Genomic DNA, 24,936 nt, shown 5'->3' on the forward strand with positions numbered 1-24,936 from the left:
GGCTTTCGCGTCGCGCTGGCTGGCGCGGCGCGTTTCGTGTATGGTCCCCTCCATGTGGGCTTTGCGCTGTCATTTTCACTGAAATGCAGCGCTTTAAGGAGGGGCTGATGTCTGGAATTCTCTTAATTCATGTCGTCATAAGCTTGATCGCCATCGTCAGTGGCGTCGTCGTGGCCCAGGGGTTTCTCACGGGCAATCGTCATAATCGATCGACGCTCGTCTATATGCTGACCACCGTTCTCACCAGCCTGACGGGCTTTCTATTCCCGTTTCACGGCGTCACGCCGGCGATCATCGTCGGCACTGTCTGTCTTCTCATCTTCATCCCGACGGCGCTGGCGCGCTACAGGTTTCATCTTTCCGGCATCTGGCGTCCCGTCTTCGTGATCGGCGCGCTGGTGCTGCTCTTCTTCAACTGTCTCGTGCTGATCGTTCAGTCGTTCCAGAAGATACCGGTGCTCAATGCGCTGGCGCCAACTGGCAACGAGCCGCCGATATTGGTCGCGCAGGTGGTGCTGCTGGTAGTGATTGTGTTCGTCGGCTTTTTCAGCCTTCGCCGCTTTCGTCCGACGCTTATCAGCGCCTGAGCGGGCGACTTTCGCTGCTGCGACAAAATGCCGGACACTTTCGCTGCGTTCCGCGAGGAGCGTTGTCGATGATTTAACTCTTGTTTCAAGTTGTTCGACGCATCATCGGTTTATTGAATAGCATCAGAAAACCGCCTGTGGTTGCAGGTGGTTTTCTTGACATCGGCGCTCTGATGGTTTACGAGTGACGAAAATTGAAAATCGTCACTCGTAAACCATCAGGCCTGCTCATGCTCGATCTTTCCGACGTTAGCGCCGATCCTGCCCGCCAGGAAAACATCACGCGCATTCTCGATGCCGCCGAACAGCTGTTTCGCCACTATGGCTACAGCAAGACGAACGTGGCCGATATCGCGCGGGATCTCGGCATGTCGACGGCGAATATCTACCGGTTCTTCAGCTCCAAGATCGAGATTCATCAGGCTCTTTGCGGGCGCATGCTTGGGCAGAGCTATCAGATGGCTCTTGCTATCCGTCATCAGCCGATCAGTGCGGCCGATCGGCTGCGGACCTACGCGCTATCCCAGTACAAGATGATTATCGAGACCATGCTCGATGAGGAGAAGGTTCACGAGATGGTGATCGTCGCCATCGAGCGTGATTGGCATGTCATCGAAAAGCATATCGAGCGGGCGCAGGCGCTGGTCGCTGAAATCATTGCGGAAGGAATTGCTGCCGGCGAATTCGCGGAGCAGGACCCGCATCTCGCAGCTAAATGCTTCGCTGCGGCGACAGTCGATCTCTGTCATCCGCAAATGGTGGCGCAGTGCCTTGGCAAGACATACCAGGCCAAGCCCGAGGATATCATCGAATTCGTCATCAGGGCTTTGAAGAAATAGCAATGCGCGCACCGGATGGCCGGCGTGCTCCCACTCTTTTGTTCGACTTTAGGAGAGCGACATGGTTTCGCTGACGACCAACACACTACGGACCGTTGCCGGCGCGGCGCTTTTTGCCGCATTCGCGCTGACGCTCTCCGGCTGCAACGAGAAAAAAGAAGAGGCGGCGGAGGTGATCCGGCCTGTGAAGGTGGTCGAGATCGCCCAGGCGGACACCACGCGCAAGCTTGACTATTCCGGCGCCGTGCGCGCCCGGACCGAAATGAACCTCGGTTTCCGCGTCAACGGCAAGGTCGTCGAACGCAAGGTGGATATCGGCCAGAGGGTAAAGCCCGGCGACGTACTCGCCCGCATGGACGCGACCGATTATGTCCTTGCGGTACGCCGTTCGCAGGCGGATCTGGATTCGGCGGAAAAGCAGGTGCAGACGACCGGGCTTGCCCGCACGCGCGCGCAGACGCTCTTCGACAAGAACGTCACCTCCAAGTCGCAGCTCGAACAGGCCGAACTCTCCTATGAACAGGCCGTTTCGACGCGGGATTCCGCCGCTTCGGCACTGACCGAGGCGAAGAACCAGGTCGCCTATGCCGACCTGACCTCGGACATGAACGGCATCGTCACGACGATCAATGCCGATGTCGGCCAGGTGGTCAGCTCCGGCACGCCCGTCATTACCGTTGCCGTCGATGGCGAGAAGGAAGCGCAGGTCGCGGTGCCGGAAATGGATATCGCCCAATTCAAGGTCGGCAAGGACGTCAAGGCGCGCTTCTGGTCCGACTCGGCTCTCGTTCTGGATGGAAAGGTGCGGGAAGTATCGGGGAGCGCCGATCAGTCGCGCACGTTTGCGGTGCGCGTGAGCCTGCCGAACGATCCGCGCGTGCTGCTGGGAATGACCGCGACCATCGAAGCACTTGCCGACAATACGGAACCCTATGTTTCCATTCCGCTGAGCGCTATTGCGCAGAAGGACGGGCAGCAGATCGTCTGGCTCGTCGATCGCAATGCCGGCACCGTGCATTCCCGCACCATCAAGATCGCCGATTTCGCCGATGACGGCGTGCGCGTCGCGGATGGCCTGAAAACCGGCGATGTCGTCGTTGCCGCCGGCACGCAATTCATGACCGAAAACATGAAGGTCAAGCTTCCGAGCGCTGGCGCTCAGCAGGCCTCCGCAGAAACCACAGCCGCCTCGGCGGATATCGTACGCTGACCCGGATCGAGGGGGACGACATCATGTCCATCAATAGCACCTCCAGCGAGAGGAAGCGCTTCAACCTGTCGCGCTGGGCGATTGCCCATCCGAGCATTGCGCGGTTCCTGTTCGGGCTCATCATCATCGCCGGCGCGCTCGGCCTGACCCATATGGGCCAGAAGGAAGATCCGGATTTCACCTTCCGCGTCATGGTCGTGCAGACCGTCTGGCCCGGCGCCTCGCTGCAGGACATGGAAGACCAGGTGGTCAACAAGATCGAGCGCAAGCTGCAGGAAACGCCGCATCTCGATTGGGTCAAATCCTATACCCGCGCTGGCTTTGCCATCACGACAATCCAGATCAAGGGCGATACCAACACCCAACAGGTGAAGGACGCCTTCTACCAGATCCGCAAGAAAGTGGGCGATATCAGCAACGAGCTGCCCTCCGGCCTGCTCGGCCCCTATTTCAACGACGAATTCGGCGATACCTTCATCACGCTGCATTCGATCAGCGGCGACGGCTATACCTATCCGGAGCTGAAGAAATTCGCCATTCAGGCCCGTGACATGCTGCTTTCGACGCCCGGCGTCGAGAAGGCCACGATCATCGGCGACCAGGCGGAACAGATTTATATCGACGTCTCGTCCAAGGTTTTGGCCGAGCGCGGGCTGACGCTCAACGACCTGAAGAATGCCATTGTCGGGCAGAACAATGTCGATCCGGCCGGCAATGTCGATACCAGCACGCGCTCGGTGCGCATCTCGGTCGAGGGCGATGTCAACAAGGTCGAGGATATCAAGAACCTGCGACTCAATGCCGGCGGCCAGGTAACGCGCCTCGGCGATATCGCCACCGTCACCGCCGGTCTGCAGGATCCCTACACGGCCAAGTTCCTCTATAACGGCCATCTGAGCGTGCAGCTCGGCGTCGTCATGGCGAGCGGCCATAAGGTGACCGATGTCGGTACGTCGGTAGAGGAAACCTACAAGCGCTTCGAGGCCTCGCTGCCGGTCGGCGTTCAGGTCGATCAGATCGCCAACCAGCCGGACGTTGTCACCGATGCCATCAGCGAATTCATGCATGCGCTCGGCGAAGCTCTCATCATCGTGCTGATCGTCTCGTTCCTGTCGATCGGCTGGCGTTCCGGCCTCGTGATCGCCATTGCCATTCCGCTGGTGCTGGCCGCGACCTTCGCCATCATGTACGAGTTCGGCATCGACCTGCAGCGCATCTCGCTTGGCGCGCTCATCATCGCGCTCGGCCTGCTGGTCGACGACGCCATGATCGTGGTCGAGCTCATGGAGCGCAAGCTGGAGGAGGGCCTCGTGAAGCTCGATGCCGCCAGCTTCGCCTATTCCTCGACCGCCTTCCCGATGCTGACCGGCACGCTGATCACCACAGCCGGCTTCATTCCCGTGGGATTTGCGGCATCGACGGCGGGCGAATATGTCCGCACGCTGTTTTATGTCGTCGGCATCGCGCTTGTCGTTTCCTGGTTCGTGGCCGTCTATTTCACGCCATGGCTCGGCTACATGATCCTCAAGCAGCGTCATCACGCCGGCGAGCATCACGACGTATTCGACACTCGTTTCTATCGCCGTCTGCACTCCTCGGTCGCCTGGGCCGTGCGCCACCGCGTCATCGTTCTGCTTCTGACGCTTGCCGCCTTCGTCGGCAGCCTCTGGTCCTTCCAGTTCATTCCGCAGAACTTCTTCCCGCAATCGTCGCGCCCGGAAATCCTCGTCGATCTCTGGTTGCCCGAGGGCACCAGCATCAAGGAAGTCGAGCGGCAGGCGCAGGCCCTGGAAGCCCGCATGGCCGACGATCCGGACAAGCGCTTCATCGCCACCTATGTCGGCCAGGGCGCGCCGCGCTTCTTCCTGCCGCTCGATCAGCAGCTGACCAATCCGAATTATGCCCAGATGCTTGTCATGGCCAAGGATGAGCCGGCCCGCGAGCGGCTGATCACCAAGCTGCGTGGCATTCTGGCAGCCGATTTCCCATCGGTCCGTGGCAAGGTCGACCGCCTCTTCCTCGGTCCTCCCACAGGCTGGCCCGTGCAGCTGCGTGTCATGGGCCCGGATCGGCAGGAGGTTCGCCACATCGCCGACGAGGTGAAGCAGCGCTTTGCCCAGAATCCGCTGCTCGGCGCCGTCCATGACGACTGGCTCGAGCCGGTGCCGGCCATGAAGCTGGTGATCGATCAGGATCGTGCCCGCGCTCTCGGTGTTACCTCGCAGCGCATCCGTCAGATGCTGCAAGCCTCGATGTCCGGCTTCACCCTCGACAATTATCGCGAAGGCGAGGAAACCGTCGGAATCGTCGCCCGCGAACCGGACGCGAGCCGTCATCTGCTGACCTCGGTGAACTCGGTCTATATCCCGACCGATAGCGGCGGGTTCGTGCCGCTGTCGCAGGTTGCCAAGATCGTGCCCGTGATGGAGCAGGGCATAGAATGGCGCCGTGACCGTCTGCCGACCATCAGCGTCAGGGCGACCCTGCCCGACGATGTGCAGTCGAATGACGTAACCGCCAAGCTCTACAACGACATGGCCGATCTCAGGAACAGCCTGCCGGCCGGCTATAAGATCGAGATCCAGGGCGGCGCCGAAGACAGCGCCGAAAGCCAGGCCTCGATCGCCGCCAAGGCGCCGATCATGCTCGTGGTCATCGTCGTCCTCCTGATGGCGCAGCTGCAGCACTTCGGCAAGGCGATGCTGGTGCTCGCCACCGGCCCGCTCGGCATCATCGGCGCGGCGGGCGCGCTCTTGATCAGCGGCGCGCCCTTCGGCTTCGTCGCGATCCTCGGCGTCATCGCGCTGCTCGGCATCATCATCCGCAACTCGATCATCCTCGTCGACCAGATCGACCAGGACATCGCGGCGGGCATGGAGCGGAAGGAAGCGATCATCGGCTCGGCCGTGCGTCGTTTCCGGCCGATCATGCTGACGGCGCTGACGGCCGTGCTGGCGCTGATCCCGATCTCGCGCGGTGTCTTCTGGGGGCCGCTCGCCTACGCCATGATGGGAGGCATCCTGGTCGCGACCGTGCTGACGATCTTCGTGCTCCCCGCCGGCTACGCCCTGTTCTTCGGCCGCGAGCCGAAGCACAAATCAGAGGAGCCGCCCGTCAAGGAGCAGGCCGACGAGGAGGAGCAGAATACGATCCGGCTGCCACCGGCCGTGGCGGCGGAATAGGACGCCTCAAAAAAGCCAACCCCGGTCCTCGCAGGCCGGGGTTTTCGTTTGCGCCGTTCAGATCGGCGGGAGGATCGTCGGCCTGCCATCGGCGATCTTGAGGATTGTCAGGCTTCCGCCCATGGAAACGGCCGTATCGATGCCGATGCGGCCTATGCCGAAAGTCGGATGGGAGCCAGGCGTGTGGCCGTGGACCACTAGAAACGGCAGTCGCGGCCCTTCCGACAGGAAGGGTTCGCGGATCCACATCAAATCCTCGTCCGTCTGATCCCTGAAAGGAATACCGGGCCTGATGCCGGCGTGAACGAAGAGTGTCGAGCCGAAGGTGACGGCTGCGGCGAGCGACCGCAGCAGATCGACATGCGCTGGCGGCATCGCCTTCAGCGTCATGTCGCGCAATTGCTGGATGCTGTATCCAAGGTCGAAGAGAAGATGCCTGGCATCGATGCCATAGGAGGCGAGCGTCGGCAGCGCGCCGAATTCGAGCCAATGGACGTTGGTATCGGGATCATCGAGAAAACGGAGGAAGACATCATCGTGATTGCCGCAAAGCGCATAGCGGTCGAAGCCTTCCGGCGGCGGCGCGCTGAGATGTGCCAGCACGTCGCCGGAGCGCGGGCCGCGATCGACATAATCGCCGAGAAATATCAGAAGCTTTCGGCCGGGAAGGGTGCGGGCGTCGGCGACGATGCGTCTTTCAGCCTCCGCCATCTCATCGTGGCAGCCATGGATGTCGCTCAGCGCATAGATCGCGGTATAATCGCGTCCCGTAAGATCGATGCGGTCCCGTTGCTGCTGCATGAAATCGGCCGTTCCCTGCCGGGTCGCGCCTGAACGGCCGCGGCAGTCCGATTGCTTGAATGGTATCGAGAAACCCGCCTGCGGCGAGCCTATATCGGACGGTATTCCAAGCATCGACCTGCCGCAAGTCTTACGAGCGCCGGCATTGGTCTGAACCGTTGAAATTGCAGGGAATTTCAACGTGCCTTCGAGGGATCGCGCGCGTGGCGCAATTCCCCGAATGGTTGCTCAGCCGCGATAGGCGGCCTCGAGCCCGGCGATATCGAGCTTCACCATCTCCATCATCGCCTGCATGACGCGAGCGGCTTTGGCCGGATCCGGATCGGCGATATACTTGCTGAGCACGGTGGGGACGATCTGCCAGGAAATGCCGTAGCGATCCTTGAGCCAGCCGCATTGAACGGCCGCTCCCCCGTCGGTCAACCCGTTCCAGAGCCGGTCGACTTCAGCCTGGTCGGCGCAATCCACTTCCAGCGAGATCGCGTGGGTGAACTCGACGCGATTGCCGCCGTTCATCGCCATAAAGCGCTGTCCGGCAAGCGTAAAGCTGACGACCAGAACCTGATCGGACTTTCCGGCGGGCGTGTCGACGACATTCTTCTGAACATGATCGATCCTGGAATCGGGGAAGAGCGAAACGTAGAAATTCGCTGCTTCCTCCGCTTCGCGTGCAAACCACAGGCATGGGGCAATCTTGGACATAATGTGCTCCTTTCGGATAGCTTTCTCCAGCTAAGCTGCCAGAGGACGTTCGATAGAGCGGGGTGCCGACAGGTGGATTTGAAAAAATGCTTTTAGGTCAATGCAGGTAGATGGAATTGTCTTTTAGATATCGATTGTGAAATTCGCCGAGGGTGCGCCACCCCCCTCTGTCGCTTCCGCGACATCTCCCCCACAAGGGGGGAGATTGGTAACCCGTGGCACTTTCCTGCCTCAAGCATCATTAAGTTTTGCTGATCCCCCGCGTTCTTATTCTTTTAGCGGAACGAGGCGGCCAGCTCCCAACAATCTCCCCCTTGTGGGGGAGATGTCCCGAAAGGGACAGAGGAGGGTATCAGAGGTTCGGCATACGGGGGGCGCCGATAGATGCAGAACAACCTATCTCAATCGCCCGCCAACCTCTCGGCGAATTCGATCGCCTCGATCAGGCTGCGCTCATTGGCGATGCCCTTGCCGGCGATGTCGAAGGCGGTGCCGTGGTCGACGGAGGTGCGCACGATCGGCAGGCCGAGGGTGATGTTGACGCCGGAAAGGTCAATCCATTTGCCCGTCGCGGGATCGATTTCGAAACCGAGCAGTTTGACCGGGATATGCCCCTGATCGTGATACATGGCGATGACGGCGTCGTATTGGCCGGCGCGCAGCTTGACGAAGACGGTGTCGCCGGGAACGGGGCCGACGATATCGAGCCCGTCGGATACGGCCTTGGCGATGGTGGGCGCGGAGATATCGATATCCTGCCGACCGAAAAGACCTCCTTCGCCGGCATGCGGATTGAGGGCTGCGACCGCGATCTTCGGCCTGGCGATGCCGAGATTCTTAAGCGCCTTGTGCGTGAGGTCGATCACGAGGCGCAGCCGCTCTGGCGTCAGGCGCTTCGGCACATCCTCCAGCGCGACATGGGTGGTGACGTGGCTGACGCGCATATTGCCATGGGCGAGCATCATGACAGAGCCACGGGCGCCGGTCAGTTCCGCCAACAGCTCGGTATGGCCGGCATAATGGAAGCCGGCCTTGTTCAGCGCTTCCTTGTTGAGCGGCGCGGTGACGATGCCGCCGACTTTGCCCGATAGCGCCAGCTGGACGCCCTTCTCGATCGCCTTGAAGGCCATGCGGCCGCCATCGGCGGAAAGCCGGCCCGGCAGGATCGGCTCGCCCTCGGCATCGGCCTGGATGAAGCAAAGGTTCGGCCAATCGCCCTCCATCCGCGTTTCGTGGATTTCGATCTCGAGGCCAAGCTGCCGTTCGGCAAGCCGCAGGGCCGGGCCGCTGCCGATGATTGTCAGCTTCAGCTTACCTTTATCGAGCCGATCCTTCAGCCGCGCCGCGGCCTTGACGATGATTTCCGGGCCGATGCCGGCGGGATCGCCCATGGTGATTGCCAGGTGTCGCGTCATGGTTCTTCTCCTCCGGCAATCAGCCCGTTTTCACTCAATAGATCGCGCCACAGGGTAGGGCCACCGAATGCGCCTGATTTGGAGATGACCGTGGTGCCTTGCCAGGGACCGCCGACAATCGTGGAGCGGGGCAGGCCGGGCGCTGCCTGGCCGGTGATGCTGAGGGCTGTCACGCCGAGCGTCGAGCAAAGATTGCGCAGGGTCTCGCCGCCGGCGACGATCAATGTGCCCGGCGCTGGCAATGCCCTAGCCATGCCGCCGAAGGTCACCGCGATCCGCCTTGCGGCATCGTCGCGCTCAAGCCCTGTCGGTAGATCAAGGCTTACCATGGCGACGCCACTTTGCTGAATTTGATGATGGATGGCGTCGGCATCGGCGCCTTCGCCAAGCTTCAGCCAATTGGGGCCACAAGCCTGGAGCTGCGCCAACGTGATCGGCTGATCCGAGCCGAACAGGCCAAGCACCGGCCTTTGCAGCTTGCGCGAGATAGGGACTGATGGCGTCGGGTGCTGTTCACTCGCGTCCTTTTTGGCGTGTGTGGCGGCCCGGTCGATATTGCGCGCCAGGGCTTTTGCCAGCCCGCCGGTGCCGCTCCAGAGGACTGGTCCCTCCAGCCGCGACGATACCCATGCGATGACGACGTCGAGATCCTCGTCGGAATGTGCATCGAAAACATGGATGCCCTCCGGAATGGGCAGCGTTTCAGCGCCATCGGCGGAGGTCTGATCGAGCGCCGAGTTGAAGGCCGGCAATCCTTCCGCTCGTAAATGAGCGACGAGATCACCGCTGACATCGCGCCATGCGTCCTTACCCGCATACAGCACCTGCCGTCCGCCCCTTGTGTGCCGCCCATGATGCGGAAAGGCAGGCGCGAGGATGCAGTGGCGCCAGTGGCCGAGCCGGAAGCAGGCGGCCAATTCCGCCGCCCAGGGGCCGCGAAACAGGCTGTCCACCTTCTTGAAGGCGAGGTCGGCGCCCTCCAGCAGCGGTGCAATGCCACCGACGATCGCCTCCGCTTCGGCCGCCGTCTTCTCGCGGGTGCCGCTATCGATCGCGAGGCAATCCGGCAGGTTCTCGGAAAGCGCGTCGCTGCGCTCCACGTCGATCGGCCCGTAGACGCCGACGAATTCGACTGCGGTATCGAGCGCGCCCGTGAGGTCATCGGCAATGAGGCGGAGGGTGGGCATTGGCGGAGGAGCCTTCAGCGGGCCTTGCTGGTATCGGATGCGGGCATGGAGATGAGGCCTTGCGGCTGCTCTTCCGGCGCGTAGTCTTTAGCCTTCCATGAAGGATGTCAACGGGCTGCTTTGTCACCGATTCATTGAACCACGGCGATCACGGCTGCGACCTTAGCCCGCGTTTAATCACTGGCGCATATGCGCATATGCTTGTATCTGAGCAATGCGGCCAAGGTGTTTCGTCCGCTTCAAGGAGGGTAGGGTGAGCTACGATTTCCATGTGGGCCAGAAGGTCGTCTGCATCGATGACAAGTTCAAGCATGTCAGCATCGATCAGCTGATCCGCAAGGGGACGATCTACACCATTCGCTGGGTCGGCGAATACACGCATTATGTCGACGGCACTTTCATCGGCGTGAAGCTGGAGGAGATCCATCGCGGCAATGATGACGGGCCGGAAGGCTATGGCGCCGCCGACATGCCCTATCGCGCCAGCCGTTTCCGGCCGCTTGTCAAGGACAAGATCGCCTCGCTCAGAAAGCTCCTGGCGCCGACGCCGGATGCGCCTGTCGAGCCCAAGGTCAAGACCAAGAAGACGGAAAAGGTCTGAAAGCAGGCGGGATGGCGGCTGAACTTTCGCCGCCTCCGCTCTCTGTTTTGGCGCAATTCCGGACGGAAAACCGCTTGCGCACTTTTCCTGGAATTGCTCTAGGCCCGCGCAAGCCCGTGCTCGATCAGGCGACTGATAAGCCCCGGATAGGAAATGCCCGAGGCTTCCATGGCCTTGGGATACATACTGATATTGGTGAAGCCGGGCATGGTGTTGATCTCGTTGATGACGATGCTCTGATCCGGCCGCACGAAGAAATCGACCCGCGCCAGCCCTTCGCATCCGAGCGCACGAAAGCCATCCGCCGCCATGCGCTTCAGCACGTTTGCCGTGTCAGCCGGAATATCCGCCGGCACGGTGACGACGGCACCGTTCTGATCGAGATATTTCGCCTCGTAGGAATAGAAGCCGTGGGTCGCGGCCGGGGCGATCTCGCCCGGCACGGAGACGAAGAGCGTGCCGTCAGGCTCTTCCAGCACGGCGCATTCGATCTCGCGGGCGCGCACGAATTCCTCCACCAGCACCTTGCGGTCATGCCGGAAGGCTTCGGCAAGCGCGCTCTCGAACGCCGCGGCATCCTGTACCTTGCTGACCCCGACCGACGAGCCCTGGCGCGTGGGCTTGACGAAGACGGGCGAGCCGAGCGTGGCTGCAATCTCATCGAAATCAGGCTTGTCGCCGCGCATCAGCGTCACGGAGCGGGCCACCGGCAGGTCGGCCTCGCGCAGCAGGCGCTTTGCCATGTCCTTGTCGATCGCGTTGGCCGAGCCCAGAATGCCGCAGCCGACGAGAGGCAGGCCGACGATCTGGGCGAGGCCCTGAATGGAGCCATCCTCGCCGTTCAGCCCATGCAGCACCGGAAACAGCACATCGACCGCCGGCAGCTCGCGCGCGCCAGCACCCTCCAGCGCCATCAACCGCCCTTTGCCGCCCGGAACCAGGCAGACTTCCATGCCCTCATAGGCAATCGGCTCCGGCAGCACGCCGCCCTTTTCCTCCACCAGCAGCCAGCGCCCGGCGCGATCGATCAGGATCGGCACGATCTCATATCGCCCGCCATCGATCACCTTGACGACATTGCGGGCCGACATGACGGAAACCTCATGCTCGGTAGACTGACCGCCAAACAGAACGGCGACGCGTAGTTTCGACATTGAGGCTTTTCTCCCGGGCCAGGATGGATGTGTTGGGAGAAGGGTTTAAATGGGGGATTGCAGCGGAATTGGGGAGGGATGCGCAAGGTATGCTGTCATAGGAACATGTACCGCGCGCCAACACCGCGTCAGATCAGGGCGCGCAGTTCCCCGTCCATATTCTCCAGTTTGGGTAGGGGCAGAGCTTGTGGGGTTTATACGCCAAGTATCACAATGAAATTCATCGCCATATGGAAAACAAATGAAAGCAATATCCCGCCGCTGAAATAACAAATAAAGCCGAGGCAAAGGCCGATGATCGCATAGTCCAAGAATGCTGACAGGCTGTTCGGGAGGTGCGGTATTATGTATAAAATTGTCGTGCAAAAGACGATGAGCGTATCGTTATTGTTGCGTGCTCGGAGTTTTGACCACACATAGCCCCGGAAAAACAACTCCTCGCAAAAGGGGGCGATAATGCAGGTGGTGAGAACAAAAAGAACACTGCTTGGCGAAATGTCGTAGCTCAAATGGTTTGACCCCTGCCAAGCGGCCTTTAACGCGAGCAACGCAAAACCTATAGCAAGTGCACAAATCAGCGACCGACGTTGACGATCAAGTCGTGTGATCTGTCTAATATGGAATAAACTTGCGGCAAGGAGCACCGTGCTGATCGTCAAGATCGGTATTATAAAGGCGATCTTCGTTTTTACGATCGGGGTGAAATCCGCCGTGGACATCATAACCCCGGCGATATTGGTCGTAAGAAAAGCCGCCAGTATGGCGCCGATAATAAGCCCAATGTCACCTGCGCAATCGAAAAATACCATGCGACAGGTCGTTGTCACCGCTGCCGCAAATCGCCTCCAGAACTGCGCCATGAGCAATAAGCCGCCTAACCGCATGAATTGGAATAAGTACTTGGATCATCGCTTCCGAAGCAACAATGGTCTGATGAGAAAATCCCACACCAAAAACGAAATAAGCGGCGAGAGAAAAGCGAAGTAAATGAACTGATCGCTGATTTCCCGTAGACCGAAAGGAAACAAAAAAATCAGGAGGGGGTTTATGATCGCAAGCGGTATGAGGATGTCGCGATATTTCAATTGTCAACTCCCCTTCAACCGAGCATAGACTCCGACGAACGTCGGAATCTATGTTCCTTATTCCTTGGGCTACCTGTGGCTCCCAGAGCTACTAATTCCGCCCCCAGTATTGGACGAGGCGCCGCCGCCATAGTCGCCCATTGCGGTATAGCCACCATAGTCGGGTGAGGCTCCGCTATTAATATTATTTTCCACTGAGTTACCAATGGCGTATCCGGCCAAGCCTCCCCCGGCCGCGCCGATCCTTCCGCCCATGGGGCCAGCGGCCGAGCCAGCCGTTCCTCCGACCACACCGCCAACGGCAGCTCCGATCCGGCCGCCCCATCCGCTGTTGTCAGACCCACTATTAGATGAACCACCCATAGAACTTCTCCTTATTGGGGATTGAAATTTCCTCATGTGATGCATCACAGATAGTAATATCTGTGAAGGATGCCGTTGTAATCAACCCCCAATCAGATCGAGCCGAAGAACGCTACTACGCCATGCTGGACGCCGCAGCCTAGGCCGCATAACTTAACCAAACGATCTCCGGTAAAGCCGGTGTGGCTCATAGAGTATCAGGGCCGTGTTCCTCGCCGAGTTCGTCGGCCAAGATGACGAGTTAACGGCCAGCGAGGATCAAATTTTTTAACTTGGAGCGATCGTGCGAACTTGAAAGTGTAAGAACGCATTCATCAAGAGCCCCAAAAGAGTGCTTTCGAGCTATCTACCATCCTCTAAGGTGTCGGCTTCGCGGGCTACTGCCGATCGAGATACTATTTTTTGGATGAGTAAGAATATGGCTGCGGCCGCCAGGCTTGATAAAAATGCCAAAACCGGAAGAAGAAGATAGTACTTCAACGAGAGTGATGGCAAAGGCAGTATGTTAAAAGTCGCATGCCATATTGTACAGTAAGCTACGGCAACAAAAGAGTTGCTTGCCTTGAAGTATACATAGCTCGAAGCAACATGAAGAAATTTAACAAGAGCCAAAAAATATGCTGCTAAAATATACGACCACAACATGGAGCTAATACCTAGATCGCTCAGATGTTGGCTGACCGCAGGAAAATATAAGAAAAATTCTAATAAAGCGATTGGAAATAGCCCAAAAATAGGATAGTGCGAGCGTTTGAAAAACCAAACAATTAGAAACTTTATTATTTCTTCAAAGAAGGCGAGCAGCGTTGTCTGAACGATAATTGCAAAGCCCAAAGACAAAGCTGCTCCTCCCATTTCAACAAACTCTGTTCAAGAGGCTATCTGCCTCCTGAACTATCCCGACCGTTGCCTGCGCCCGAGCTACTACTGCCGCCGTAGTCGCCCATGGCGTTATATTGGCTGTAGTCTGGAGCCCCGCCGCCGCCGACGGTTTTCCCAAGAAAGGAACCGCTCCATCCCGGATTGTTGCTGGGATCTTTCGACGCGGCAACTTGGCCGTCGAAGCTATATCCGTCTTTCACGCCCACGCCGACACCTTGCGAGTATGAGGCCGAGCCAGACGAGCTTGAGGAACCACCCATAAAACTTCTCCTATCTTGCGCCTTAGGTTGAAATTTCATTATGTGATGCATTACTAATGGAATTATCTGTGCCAGATGTTGCTATTATCAACCCCGAAAGTGGTTCTCAGCAGGGAAAGCAACCATTGAATGAGATTCCAGCATCATTTTCGTGGTTCACGAAAACTACCGGAAAATACACTGGGCATATAGTTGAACTTTCCGTCATTTCCATCGTGCTGCGCCTTCTGGGGCTTGTCCAACCCTTTGTATTTCAGGCGCTTATCGACAGAATTCTTCCGTTTCAACGGGAGGATAGCCTCTATATTGTCGTTGCCCTCCTCGTCATTGTGGCCATCTTTCAGAGCGCATTCAAATCGGTATCGACATATCTCGGCGGTGATCTGGTTAATCAACTCACACGCGAGTTCAGCAGGCGCATTTATGAGCACGTCCTCCACCTGCCGTTGCGCACACTGCAGAAATGGCAAGTTGGGGAGCTGTTCGCACGCATGGGGGAAATCGAGACTATTCGCCGGTTTCTCACTGGAACCATTTCCGGTGTCGTCATCGATATTGTGTTCTCATTCGTCTATCTCGGCGCTCTTTTTTCGATCAGCCCATCGCTTACCCTGATCATAATTGTGATCCTGCCAACGCAGATGGCAGCAATTGCGATAGTCGGTCCCTTCCTGCGCCGCCGCCTGAAACAATCGTTTCTGGCAACGTCAGCACACCAATCCCGAATGATCGAGACCTTCAGGAACGCCGAAACCGTGAAAGCACAGGCAGCGGAGGACCGTTACGCCAGGCGTCTTGACGGAACGATGTCCGCGTCCCTGGATCTGGGCTTCAAGATCACCAAGTTGCACATCGTCAACGGCATCATCAGCGATGCTTTCAGCAATGCCTTTGATATCCTGATCGTGTTTTTCGGCGCGATGCTTGTTCTGGACAATTCCATAACCCTTGGACAGCTTGTGGCATTTCACTTGCTGGCTGGACATGTTTCGGCACCCATCCTTGGGCTCGCTTCGTTATGGGAGCACTGGCAAGGCATAAAGATCGCCCGCCTTCGCCTCGGAGATGTCCTGAACGCGCCTTCCGAAAACGAAACGGGCAAACAGAAACTTGTGCTCAGAGGTTCGGCAACCCTGCGCCTCGAAGCGGTATCGTTCGGATACACTGCAGAGCGTCTGGTGCTCGACAACCTCAACCTGACAATTGCTCCCGGACAGCCGACCATCATCGTGGGGCGCTCCGGCTTTGGAAAATCGACTCTGGCGAAGGTGATGAGCGGATTGTATCCGCCTGACACAGGTTCGGTTTTCATCGACGATCAGGTCATGGGCAGTTTTACGCCGGAAAGCATTAGGACCAACATAGCCTACCTGCCACAGGAACCTGCGTTATTCGCTGGAACGATCAGAGAAAATCTCCGCCTTGCCAAGGAGGATGCCACCGACGATGAGATGCAAATCGCGTTGAGGGATAGTGCCTGCGCCGAAATGATCGAGCAACTCCCGGAAGGAATGGAGACGGATGTCGGCGAGCATGGATCTTCGCTCTCAGGCGGCCAGCGACAGCGATTGGCGCTTGCTCGCCTTCTCCTGTGTAATCCCAATGTCTTGATTGTCGACGAACCCACCAGTGCCCTGGATGAGCGATCAGCATCTATAATCACGCGGACGCTGAATGATCTCGCCAAGTCCCGCGCCGTCGCCATCATTAGCCATCGGCCAGAGCTGTTTGGCGTCGAAGCACATGTTGTCGATCTCGAAAAACTCCAGGAGCGCACATGACCTTGGTGCCGCCATCCATGGCTCGAGCTTCGCCTACGGTCCGAGTGACGGCCTGGCTTCTTCTGATTATGTTCGCGGTCATCCTTGGCGGCAGCATCGTTGCCAAGACCGAAGTCGTGGCACGCGGTTCAGGAAAACTGGTTCCGATATCGCGTGTTCAGGTGGTTCAGCCACTCGCCGATGGCAAGATCATCGAGTTGAACGTTAATGAAGGCCAGACAGTCGCCGCAGGCGATGTCCTAGTCAAACTCGATCCCACGACCGCTCAAAGCGATATCCAACGAATACAAGCCAATATTGATCAGCAGTCGCTCGATGCCGATGTGGCCGATGCCATCGTAACGCCACTTGCGGCACAAGATCCAGCGAGTCCAGGCTTCGTCGACGCTGGCATCCAGAAGTTCCGTCAGGATTGGCCAGCGAACTCCGAGAAGGAACCGGAAGGCGAAGCGCTTGTGCGTGCGACGCTTGTCGCCCTACGGGACCAGATTTTGCAAACCGATGCTCAATTGAAGCAATTGGAGTTGCAGCAGGAGGCGCAGACTGCCCGAATAGAGAAGGCCAAGATAGATCGCGACATTGTCTCGCAGAAGCTTACCTCGGCCGATACGCTGTTGCAGCAAGGTGTCATGAGCCGCAACGAGCATCTCGACCGGCTCCGGGAATTGAGATCGATCGATGGCGATGCACAGGTGGCCGAAAGCGAGCTTTCCGCGCTGGCGGCATCGACAGAAGCCACACGGCGCCAACGGGCAGCCGCTATCTCCGACAATCTCGCGACACAGCGTCGCCGCCTGCGGGAATCGGAGATCGCCCGAGACAGCTCGGATGCCGCACTACGCGCGGCACAGGAACGACTGAACAATCTTACACTTCGTTCGCCTGTCAGCGGACGCATCGAAAACATGACTGTTCACACGGTTGGTGGCTTCGTCGAAGCGGGCGCGACCTTGATGGGAGTTGTCCCTACCCAAGGCGGCATGGAGGTCGAGGCCTTTTTCGACAATAGAGATGTCGGCTTCTTGCAGAACGGACAGAGGGCGTATGCGAAGTTTGACGCCTTTCCATCCGAACGTTTCGGCGTCGTTGAGGGCCACGTGACAAACATCGGGGCTGATGCTCGGGAAAACGGCACGTCCAAGTGGGTATATGCCGTGCGCCTTCGGCTCGATAAGTCGGCCTTACGGGTGGACGGCAAAGAAATTGGCTTCGCACCAGGCATGACCGTAACCGTTGATGTCGTCACCTCACAACGCAGGCTCATCTCATACTTCTTTGAGCCCATCACCAAAGCGATTCAAAATGGATTGAAGGAGCGATGAACCGTCATGAGCACGACCTCATCAGTGACAAAGCTGAGCGCGATGAATGCGCTTGGCTGCATGACTTTTCTCGCGCTTCAGTCTCCACTTCATCGAAGCTGGCTGATCAGCGACATGGAAAGGAATTTCATTCCGGCGCTCAAGACAGGCCAGTGCAAAATTTACTTTTACGGACCGGACAATCCTAAAGCTTTCGTGACATGGGCACTTGTCGATGACGCCACGCATGCAAAGTTGATGGCTGATGGCCTGACGCCTCATGAATCAAAATGGACATCAGGTGAGAATCTTTGGTTCATCGATGTTGTCGCACCTCATGGTGATGCCGCGATGGTCATTCGAGATATGCGGAAAAATCATTTCTCCGGTCAAAATGGCTATTCGATCAAGCGCAACGCGGATGGCTCGATCAATCGAATTAAGAAGTGGCGCAACATTCGTTGAAAAAAGATCGACGTCTGGCGACATGGCATGAGATACTTCGGCTCAAAGGCGACCGGCTGCGATCTGTTCTGGAGTGAGCGGGTATCGGCCGGGTGCAGCGTGTAGGCCTTCTTCTTATAGTTTCGGTCTCAGGCGGCGTTCAGATCGGCGATTTCGCCGTGCTTTGCCAGCAGGCGCGGCGACGACATGTCGCCGGTCTCGTCGTCGACCACGACAGCATAAGCCGCAACGCCAACAAAGCGTCCGGACATCGCCGAGGCAATCCGTTCGGCGCTCATTGCATTCGAAGCCTGCCGCATCTCGCCCGGCACGAGGTTGCCACGGTTCTTGCGATACGGCAGGACAATGAATTTCTCGGCGCTATTCATGACGTCTTCCTTAATTTGTTCTCAAAATGTTCTCTTTTTGAGGAGGAGTCAAGACAGCAGATTTGCGAACGTTGGAGGAACAGGCTGTGCCAATTCTGTGCCACATGGCTATGCGCAACGGTGCATGAGTATGCACTTTGTTCTTTTTGGAAGTCTGGAAAACCCCAGGAAAACTGGTGCTGCTAGAGAGATTTGAACTCTCGGCCTCTCCCTTACCAAGGGAGTGCTCTACCCCTGAGCTATAGCAGCAATCCGTGGCGCGGTGTGGTGCGCCGTATTGGGCGAGGCGGCTATTGCCATAGGTCGGGGCGGAGTGCAAGCCGCAAATTGCAAGTTCTTTGAAAGATCGCTGGAAAAAATGTGTCGGTCTTTTGACAGGCTGGGTTTTCCGCTATGAGGAAGACATGGGTGCGGACAAGACGAAAATCGATGATGGGCGGGCTTTGCAGGGCGGTTCGGCGGCCAGTGAGGCGGGCGAGACTGTTGGCGGCGGGCAGGTCACGGAAGCGGATCGGCGGCGGGAGCGGGCGGCGCAGAAGCTGCGGGAGAATCTATCGCGACGCAAGCAGCAGGTGAGGGCGCGGCGCGCCGGGCAGGCCGACGAGACGGATGGCTTGCCGGCGGCAAAGGCTGGGGATAGCGGTGATGACGCCGCAAAAAGGGACGAATCGTAATGATTGATGTCGTCCATCATCAAACGAATTGATGCGTTAATCTATTTCGTCTAAAGAGCGCGTTTTACCAGGTGCACGAAACCTGGCGCCCGCGACTTGAGGCGCCCGGGACTATCAGGAAAGGCGGGCCTCGCCCGTATTGCTTATATGGATCGTATCAGGATTGTCGGCGGCAATGAGCTCAACGGTATCATTCCGATCTCCGGCGCCAAGAATGCCGCCCTGCCGCTGATGATCGCCTCGCTGCTGACAAGCGATACTTTGACGCTCGAAAACGTGCCGCATCTGGCCGATGTCGAGCTGCTGATGCGCATCCTCGGCAATCACGGCGTCGATGTCGCCGTCAACGGCCGGCGCGAGCGCCAGGAAGACGGCTATTCCCGCACGATCCATTTCACCTGCCGTACGATCGTCGATACGACAGCACCCTATGAGCTCGTTGCCAAGATGCGCGCGAGCTTCTGGGTCATCGGGCCGCTGCTCGCCCGCGAGGGCCAAGCGCGTGTTTCGCTGCCGGGCGGCTGCGCCATCGGCACGCGTCCGGTCGATCTCTTCATCGAGGGTCTCGAGGCGCTCGGCGCCACCATGGAAATCGACGCCGGCTATATCAACGCCACGGCGCCGAAGGGCGGCCTCATCGGCGCCCGCTATGTCTTCCCGAAGGTTTCCGTCGGCGCGACGCATGTGATGATGATGGCCGCCACGCTTGCCCGCGGCACCACCGTCATCGGCAATGCGGCCCGCGAGCCCGAAATCGTCGATCTCGCCAATTGCCTGATCGCCATGGGCGCCAAGATTTCCGGCGCCGGCACCAGCACGATCACCATCGAGGGCGTCACCTCGCTCTCCGGCGCCCGCCATCGCGTGCTGCCCGACCGGATCGAGACCGGCACCTATGCCATGGCCGTCGCCATGGCCGGCGGCGATGTCACGCTCGAAAATACCGATGTGGCGCTGCTCGACACGGCGCTTGAAAGCCTGCGCCGCGCCGGCGCTACTATTTCGCCGACCAATAACGGCATCCGCGTCATGCGCAATGGCGGCGGCATCAAGCCCGTCGACGTCGTCACCGATCCGTTCCCCGGCTTCCCGACCGACCTGCAGGCGCAGTTCATGGCGCTGATGACCCGCTCCGGCGGCATTTCGCACATCACCGAGACCATCTTCGAAAACCGCTTCATGCATGTCCAGGAGCTTGCCCGTCTCGGCGCCAAGATTTCCCTTTCCGGCCAGACCGCCCGCATCGAGGGCGTCGAGAAGCTGAAGGGCGCACCCGTGATGGCGACCGACCTTCGCGCCTCCGTCTCGCTCGTTATTGCCGGCCTTGCCGCCGAAGGCGAGACGCTGGTGTCGCGCATCTATCACCTCGATCGCGGCTTCGAGCGGCTGGAAGACAAGCTGACGCGCTGCGGCGCCATCGTCGAGCGCATCAGCGACTAAGGCATATCGCACCCTTGCGAGGCGGCGTCTGGTTCTGGGCATAGCGCTGTCGCAAAACCGCGACACAGTTTTACGCGACACGCCATAAATCCGCCTGTTGGCGCGAAGAGAGCGGGCAAGCCCGCTTTCTTCGGTTGCGTCTTTTGCGCTCGCATCCTATGTCCATCACGGGGGAAATGCCGGCAATGGCGTTTCGCTAGGGCATTTTTCTGGTGGCGCGATCGGGGATAAAGGACGAATGAGCGATCTCAAGCTAATGGCACTCGACAACGAAGATCTGGGCGTTATCTCTGCCTATATGCAGGACAGCGTCTTCAAGGTCGGCGACATGTCCTATGCGCCGAAGCTCGAGCAGTTTTCGCTCGCGGCCAACCGCTTCGGCTGGGAGCAATCGGACCAGCGCAGCAAGCCTTACGAACGCCATCGTTCCGCGCTGGTGTTCAAGCGCGTGCAGGCGGTGCGTTCCAGCGGCGTCGACCGGCGCAACCGCGACGAGGTGCTGTCGCTGCTTGCGATCCGGTTCGACCAGAGGGGCGACGGGCCTGACGGCACGATCGAGCTGACCCTTGCCGGCAAGGCGACGATTGCGCTCGACGTCGAATGCATCGAGGCCCAGCTAGCGGATATCGGCGGCGCGTGGGAAACGGCGCATAAGCCCCGGCATCCGGATGCGGGCGTATAGGCTTGTAACGGTTGGATACGGCCGCCGAAAGCGGTCTCGATGGAAGGGAATACAGCATTGGCTATCTGGCTGGATCAGGTGTCGGAAGGGTTTGAGCAGCAGTTCGCCGCGTTCCTGACGACGAAGCGGGAAGTGTCCGAGGATGTGAATGCCGTGGTGCGCGGCATCATCGATGATGTGCGGGCGCGCGGTGACGCAGCTCTTGCTCACTATTCCAAGAAATTCGAAGGCATCGATTTCGCCACCACGCCGATGCGTGTCGGCGAAGCGGAGATCGATGCGGCCGTCGCCGCCGTTCCGGCCGAGGTTCTGGGCGCGCTGAAGGTCGCCGCCACCCGCATCGAATCGCATCATCGCCGGCAGCTGCCGAAGGATGATATCTATGAGGACGATCTCGGCGTCGGCTTGGGATCGCGCTGGACGGCGATCGAGGCTGTCGGCCTCTATGTGCCCGGCGGCACGGCGAGCTATCCGAGCTCGGTGCTGATGAATGCAGTGCCGGCCAAGGTCGCCGGCGTCGATCGCGTCGTCATCGCCGTGCCGACCAAGGACGGCACCGTCAATCCGGCTGTGCTGGCCGCTGCCCGCATGGCCGGCGTCGAGGAGATCTACCGCATCGGCGGCGCGCAGGCGATCGCGGCCCTTGCCTATGGCACGGAGACGATCAAGCCGGTCTACAAGATCACCGGCCCCGGCAATGCTTATGTGGCGGCCGCCAAACGCCAGGTGTTCGGCACCGTCGGCATCGACATGATCGCCGGCCCCTCCGAAGTGCTCGTCATCGCCGACAAGAACAACGATCCGGATTGGATCGCCGCCGATCTGCTGGCGCAGGCCGAGCATGACGAAAGCGCGCAATCGATCCTGATTACCGACGATGCCGAATTCGGCAAAGCTGTGGAGGCGGCGGTCGAGCGGCAGCTGAAGCGGCTCAGCCGCTCGCAGACGGCGGCAACCAGCTGGCGGGATTTCGGCGCGGTCATCCTGGTCTCCGATCTGAAGAAGGCCATTCCGCTTGCCAACCGCATTGCGGCCGAGCATCTGGAACTCGCGGTCGACGATCCCGAGCCGCTGCTTGCCGGCGTGCGCAATGCCGGCGCGATCTTCGTCGGCCGTCATACGCCGGAGGTGATCGGCGATTATGTTGGCGGCTCGAACCATGTGCTGCCGACGGCCCGCTCGGCGCGCTTCTCCTCGGGTCTTTCCGTGCTCGATTTCGTCAAGCGCACCTCGATTCTCCGGCTTGGGCCGGATCAGCTTCGTGCACTCGGGCCGGCGGCGATCGCGCTTGCCAATTCCGAGGGGCTGGATGCACATGCGCGATCGGTCGCGATCCGCCTCAATCTCGAGGGGTAAGGCATGGCCAAGGGCGTCTTCCGGCTGAGCGATGTGGTCCTCGACGACACGATCGGCCGCTCGACGCCCGATGTCGAGCATGAGCGCGCCGTCGCCATTTTCGACCTGATCGAGGAAAACAGCTTCGAGCCGATCGGTCATCAGGGCGGGCCTTATCTCCTGAACCTGTCGCTGGTCGACCAGAAGCTGGTCTTCGACATCCGCATGGAAGATGGCGGCGTTGTCGCCACCCACATCCTGTCGCTGACGCCGTTTCGCCGGATCGTGAAGGATTACTTCATGATCTGCGAGAGCTATTACGAGGCGATCCGCTCCGCCACGCCCAGCCGCATCGAGGCGATCGACATGGGCCGGCGCGGCATCCACAACGAAGGTTCGCAGACGCTGATGGACCGGCTGAACGGCAAGATCACCGTGGATTTCGACACGGCGCGCCGGCTGTTCACGCTCGTCTGCGTGCTCTACTGGCGCGGGTGACCGATATGGAGGAGCCGCAGGCGATCGAGCATATCGGCAAATCCCCCGGCGCCATCCTCTTCATGTGCGGCCTGAATACCATCCGTTCGCCCATGGCCGAGGCGATCGCCCGGCAGATGCTGCCGCAAGGCACCTATATCGCCTCGGCGGGTGTGCGGGCCGGCGAGCGCAATCCTTTTGTCGATGTCGTGCTTTCCGAGATGGGGCTTTCGCTCGGCCGGCGGCAGCCGCAGACCCTGGAGGAGCTGGAAGATGATTTCTTCGATGTCATCATCACGCTCTCCCCCGAGGCGCATCATGCCGCGCTGGAATTGACGCGGGCCAACGCGATCGACGTCATCTATTGGCCGACGATGGACCCCTCCGCGACCGACGGAACCCGCGATCAGGTTCTGGATGCCTATCGTGGTGTGAGGGACTATCTTCTCGGTCTCATCGAGAGCAGGCTTGTGGAACATCGCGGTTCGCTTTAGAGCCGAAGATGAAACAAATGCAGAAACCCTTATCAACGTGGTTCACAAAACCGCGGCGATTGTGTAGTTTCCGCGCAAATTTCCCGGCGACCCAGCCTTTTTACATAGGCGCCGGCCCCAACCGACAGGAAAAGAAGCTTTAATGCCGAAAGAAGAAGTCCTCGAATTTCCCGGTGTCGTCACCGAACTCCTGCCGAACGCGACCTTTCGCGTGAAGCTGGAAAACGAGCACGAGATCATCGCCCACACCGCGGGCCGCATGCGCAAGAACCGCATCCGCGTTCTGGCCGGCGACAAGGTGCTGGTGGAAATGACCCCTTACGATCTGACCAAGGGCCGCATCACCTACCGTTTCAAATAGTCCGCCGCTCGCTGGAGCCGGATGCCTCGACATTTTTCGGCATCATGCTCCGGAGCCGGCTCTCATCCCCGCATGACAGGTCGAGATCTGATGGCGTTGAAACACAAGCTGATACTGGCCTCCGGATCGCCGCGTCGCGTCGAGCTCCTGCATCAGTCAGGCATCGAGCCCGCGCGTCTTATGCCCATGGACATCGACGAGACGCCGAAGAAGTCGGAGCATCCGCGCTCGCTGGCGCGGCGGCTTTCGACCGAGAAGGGCGAGGCGGCGTATGCCGCGATCAAGAGTGACGCCGCCTGGCAGGGCAGCTATATTCTCTCGGCCGATACGGTCGTCGCCGTCGGACGGCGCATTTTGCCCAAGGCGGAATTCGTAGATGAAGCGGCTGCGGCGCTGCATCTGCTCTCCGGGCGCGGCCATGTCGTCTATACCGGCATCTGCCTGATCACACCGGACCGCAAGGCGCGCCAGAAGGTCATCGAGACCAAGGTGCGTTTCAAGCGGCTCTCCGGCCGCGACATCGAAATGTATCTCGCCTCCGGACAATGGCGGGGCAAGGCCGGAGCCTATGGCATACAGGGGCTTGCAGGCTCCTTCGTGCAGAAGCTCGTCGGTTCCTACACCAATGTCGTCGGATTGCCGCTTTATGAGACCATGCTGCTGCTCGCGGGCGAGGGATTCGATGTCCACGCCGGATGGCAGGAAGGATAGAGCTGATGACGAAGGCTGAAGAGATCAAGGTTGGTTCGAAGGTCGAGCCGCTGCGCAAGACGCGCCCCTGTCCGGAATGCGGCCGCCAGTCGGTGCGCGAACACTATCCCTTCTGCTCGGATCGCTGCCGTTCCGTCGATCTTTCGCGCTGGCTCAACGGCTCCTATGCCATCCCCGTGACCGAAGACGAGACGAAGGCTGACGGCTCCGATCAGGAGTGAATGCGGCCTTCCAGCCCCGCTCGCGCTCACGAACTCTTTCATTTTGTTCGCGAATTGCCAAAATTCGATTTCCTGTCAAAAAAGAGTCATTTGCTGCTGGACATGGCCGAACAAGATGCTATAACCCCGCTCGCTTCCGGGGTGAACCAACCGCCCGGCGCCCCTCAAGGCTCTTTCTTCGACGCGAAGCACGGATGCCCAGATAGCTCAGTTGGTAGAGCAGCGGATTGAAAATCCGCGTGTCGCTGGTTCGATTCCGGCTCTGGGCACCACTACTAACTGGTCCGTTCTGGACACATAGGTTACGGTTTATTCCTGAGACATAGGTAACACTTTTGGACCGAAAGGGTTCGGCAAA

25 protein-coding genes and 2 tRNA genes are annotated in these 24,936 nt (G+C 59.3%); 18 read left to right on the forward strand and 9 right to left on the reverse strand.

The window, feature by feature from the left end:
• Positions 1-107 precede the first annotated feature (107 nt).
• The 4 genes from ACPYOP_RS18660 (at position 108) to ACPYOP_RS18675 (ending at position 5,818) form a co-directional block, all read left to right on the forward strand.
• The gene (locus ACPYOP_RS18660; protein WP_481411838.1) at positions 108-587 is read left to right on the forward strand and encodes a hypothetical protein; all 480 of its coding nucleotides are present in this window, start codon (positions 108-110) and stop codon (positions 585-587) included.
• Positions 588-817: 230 nt separating this feature from the next.
• Positions 818-1,426 (forward strand): TetR/AcrR family transcriptional regulator, encoded by a 609-nt coding sequence (locus ACPYOP_RS18665; RefSeq protein WP_481411860.1) that lies wholly within the window; start codon positions 818-820, stop codon positions 1,424-1,426.
• 61 nt (positions 1,427-1,487) lie between these two features.
• Positions 1,488-2,636: an efflux RND transporter periplasmic adaptor subunit gene (locus ACPYOP_RS18670; protein WP_481411839.1), complete on the forward strand. Its 1,149-nt coding sequence runs from the start codon at positions 1,488-1,490 to the stop codon at positions 2,634-2,636.
• Between the two features lie 23 nt (positions 2,637-2,659).
• Positions 2,660-5,818 carry an efflux RND transporter permease subunit gene (locus tag ACPYOP_RS18675; RefSeq protein WP_481411840.1) on the forward strand — a complete coding sequence of 1,053 codons (3,159 nt, stop codon included), beginning with the start codon at positions 2,660-2,662 and terminating at the stop codon, positions 5,816-5,818.
• 57 nt (positions 5,819-5,875) lie between these two features.
• On the opposite strand, the gene ACPYOP_RS18680 is transcribed toward ACPYOP_RS18675, so the two are convergent.
• The 4 genes from ACPYOP_RS18680 to ACPYOP_RS18695 all read right to left on the reverse strand — a co-directional run bounded on the left by ACPYOP_RS18680 (position 5,876) and on the right by ACPYOP_RS18695 (position 9,923).
• Complete coding sequence (locus ACPYOP_RS18680) at positions 5,876-6,619, reverse strand: metallophosphoesterase family protein (protein WP_481411841.1); 744 nt, start codon at positions 6,617-6,619, stop codon at positions 5,876-5,878.
• Between the two features lie 228 nt (positions 6,620-6,847).
• Positions 6,848-7,321: a VOC family protein gene (locus ACPYOP_RS18685; protein ID WP_481411842.1), complete on the reverse strand. Its 474-nt coding sequence runs from the start codon at positions 7,319-7,321 to the stop codon at positions 6,848-6,850.
• Positions 7,322-7,722: 401 nt separating this feature from the next.
• Positions 7,723-8,736 carry a 4-hydroxythreonine-4-phosphate dehydrogenase PdxA gene (gene pdxA, locus ACPYOP_RS18690; protein ID WP_481411843.1) on the reverse strand — a complete coding sequence of 338 codons (1,014 nt, stop codon included), beginning with the start codon at positions 8,734-8,736 and terminating at the stop codon, positions 7,723-7,725.
• Positions 8,733-9,923: a four-carbon acid sugar kinase family protein gene (locus ACPYOP_RS18695; protein WP_481411844.1), complete on the reverse strand. Its 1,191-nt coding sequence runs from the start codon at positions 9,921-9,923 to the stop codon at positions 8,733-8,735. Before ACPYOP_RS18695 ends, pdxA begins: the two co-directional genes overlap by 4 nt.
• 253 nt (positions 9,924-10,176) lie before the next feature.
• Between ACPYOP_RS18695 and ACPYOP_RS18700 the strand changes: the two genes are divergently transcribed.
• On the forward strand, positions 10,177-10,524 hold the full coding sequence (locus ACPYOP_RS18700; RefSeq protein ID WP_004117911.1) for a CAP-Gly domain-containing protein: 348 nt from the start codon (positions 10,177-10,179) through the stop codon (positions 10,522-10,524).
• Positions 10,525-10,622: 98 nt separating this feature from the next.
• Here the strand turns inward: ACPYOP_RS18700 and ACPYOP_RS18705 are convergent, their stop codons facing one another.
• The 3 genes from ACPYOP_RS18705 to ACPYOP_RS18715 form a co-directional block, all read right to left on the reverse strand.
• Positions 10,623-11,678, reverse strand: a complete 1,056-nt coding sequence (locus tag ACPYOP_RS18705; RefSeq protein WP_481411845.1) for a D-alanine--D-alanine ligase family protein — start codon at positions 11,676-11,678, stop codon at positions 10,623-10,625.
• A gap of 194 nt (positions 11,679-11,872) precedes the next feature.
• On the reverse strand, positions 11,873-12,538 hold the full coding sequence (locus ACPYOP_RS18710) for a CPBP family intramembrane glutamic endopeptidase (protein ID WP_481411846.1): 666 nt from the start codon (positions 12,536-12,538) through the stop codon (positions 11,873-11,875).
• A 930-nt stretch (positions 12,539-13,468) separates the two neighbouring features.
• Positions 13,469-13,981: a hypothetical protein gene (locus ACPYOP_RS18715; protein ID WP_481411847.1), complete on the reverse strand. Its 513-nt coding sequence runs from the start codon at positions 13,979-13,981 to the stop codon at positions 13,469-13,471.
• 421 nt (positions 13,982-14,402) lie between these two features.
• Between ACPYOP_RS18715 and ACPYOP_RS18720 the strand changes: the two genes are divergently transcribed.
• From ACPYOP_RS18720 to ACPYOP_RS18730, 3 genes are read left to right on the forward strand one after another with little or no spacing between them, the layout of a single operon-like run.
• Complete coding sequence (locus ACPYOP_RS18720) at positions 14,403-16,049, forward strand: peptidase domain-containing ABC transporter (RefSeq protein ID WP_481411861.1); 1,647 nt, start codon at positions 14,403-14,405, stop codon at positions 16,047-16,049.
• Positions 16,046-17,371, forward strand: coding sequence for an HlyD family type I secretion periplasmic adaptor subunit (locus ACPYOP_RS18725; RefSeq protein ID WP_481411848.1), 1,326 nt, complete (start codon positions 16,046-16,048; stop codon positions 17,369-17,371). Before ACPYOP_RS18720 ends, ACPYOP_RS18725 begins: the two co-directional genes overlap by 4 nt.
• A 6-nt stretch (positions 17,372-17,377) precedes the next feature.
• On the forward strand, positions 17,378-17,815 hold the full coding sequence (locus tag ACPYOP_RS18730) for a toxin-activating lysine-acyltransferase (protein WP_481411849.1): 438 nt from the start codon (positions 17,378-17,380) through the stop codon (positions 17,813-17,815).
• A 128-nt stretch (positions 17,816-17,943) separates the two neighbouring features.
• Here ACPYOP_RS18730 and ACPYOP_RS18735 read toward each other — a convergent pair whose 3' ends face one another.
• Together ACPYOP_RS18735 and ACPYOP_RS18740 are read right to left on the reverse strand one after the other, a co-directional pair.
• The gene (locus ACPYOP_RS18735; protein WP_481411850.1) at positions 17,944-18,183 is read right to left on the reverse strand and encodes a hypothetical protein; all 240 of its coding nucleotides are present in this window, start codon (positions 18,181-18,183) and stop codon (positions 17,944-17,946) included.
• Positions 18,184-18,357: 174 nt separating this feature from the next.
• A tRNA-Thr gene (locus ACPYOP_RS18740) sits at positions 18,358-18,432 on the reverse strand.
• Positions 18,433-18,587: 155 nt separating this feature from the next.
• Between ACPYOP_RS18740 and ACPYOP_RS18745 the strand changes: the two genes are divergently transcribed.
• The 10 genes from ACPYOP_RS18745 to ACPYOP_RS18790 all read left to right on the forward strand — a co-directional run bounded on the left by ACPYOP_RS18745 (position 18,588) and on the right by ACPYOP_RS18790 (position 24,850).
• Positions 18,588-18,857 carry a hypothetical protein gene (locus tag ACPYOP_RS18745; RefSeq protein WP_481411851.1) on the forward strand — a complete coding sequence of 90 codons (270 nt, stop codon included), beginning with the start codon at positions 18,588-18,590 and terminating at the stop codon, positions 18,855-18,857.
• Between the two features lie 147 nt (positions 18,858-19,004).
• Positions 19,005-20,297 (forward strand): UDP-N-acetylglucosamine 1-carboxyvinyltransferase, encoded by a 1,293-nt coding sequence (murA, locus tag ACPYOP_RS18750; protein WP_481411852.1) that lies wholly within the window; start codon positions 19,005-19,007, stop codon positions 20,295-20,297.
• Positions 20,298-20,535: 238 nt separating this feature from the next.
• Complete coding sequence (locus tag ACPYOP_RS18755) at positions 20,536-20,979, forward strand: DUF2948 family protein (protein WP_481411853.1); 444 nt, start codon at positions 20,536-20,538, stop codon at positions 20,977-20,979.
• Positions 20,980-21,036: 57 nt separating this feature from the next.
• Positions 21,037-22,335 (forward strand): histidinol dehydrogenase, encoded by a 1,299-nt coding sequence (hisD, locus tag ACPYOP_RS18760; RefSeq protein ID WP_481411854.1) that lies wholly within the window; start codon positions 21,037-21,039, stop codon positions 22,333-22,335.
• Positions 22,336-22,338: 3 nt separating this feature from the next.
• Entirely contained in the window at positions 22,339-22,812 is a 474-nt protein-coding gene (locus ACPYOP_RS18765) for a UPF0262 family protein (protein WP_120665145.1), read from the forward strand.
• 5 nt (positions 22,813-22,817) lie between these two features.
• Entirely contained in the window at positions 22,818-23,285 is a 468-nt protein-coding gene (locus ACPYOP_RS18770; RefSeq protein WP_481411855.1) for an arsenate-mycothiol transferase ArsC, read from the forward strand.
• Between the two features lie 142 nt (positions 23,286-23,427).
• Positions 23,428-23,646 carry a translation initiation factor IF-1 gene (infA, locus tag ACPYOP_RS18775; RefSeq protein ID WP_004117876.1) on the forward strand — a complete coding sequence of 73 codons (219 nt, stop codon included), beginning with the start codon at positions 23,428-23,430 and terminating at the stop codon, positions 23,644-23,646.
• Positions 23,647-23,736: 90 nt separating this feature from the next.
• Positions 23,737-24,357 (forward strand): Maf-like protein, encoded by a 621-nt coding sequence (locus tag ACPYOP_RS18780; RefSeq protein WP_481411856.1) that lies wholly within the window; start codon positions 23,737-23,739, stop codon positions 24,355-24,357.
• Positions 24,358-24,362: 5 nt separating this feature from the next.
• A complete protein-coding gene (gene yacG / locus ACPYOP_RS18785; protein ID WP_481411857.1) occupies positions 24,363-24,578 on the forward strand; it encodes a DNA gyrase inhibitor YacG in 216 nt (71 codons plus the stop codon).
• Between the two features lie 196 nt (positions 24,579-24,774).
• Positions 24,775-24,850 (forward strand) — tRNA-Phe (locus tag ACPYOP_RS18790).
• The last annotated feature ends 86 nt before the right edge of the window (positions 24,851-24,936 follow it).

It is taken from the genome of Rhizobium sp. KNZ2-6A, assembly GCF_056755475.1.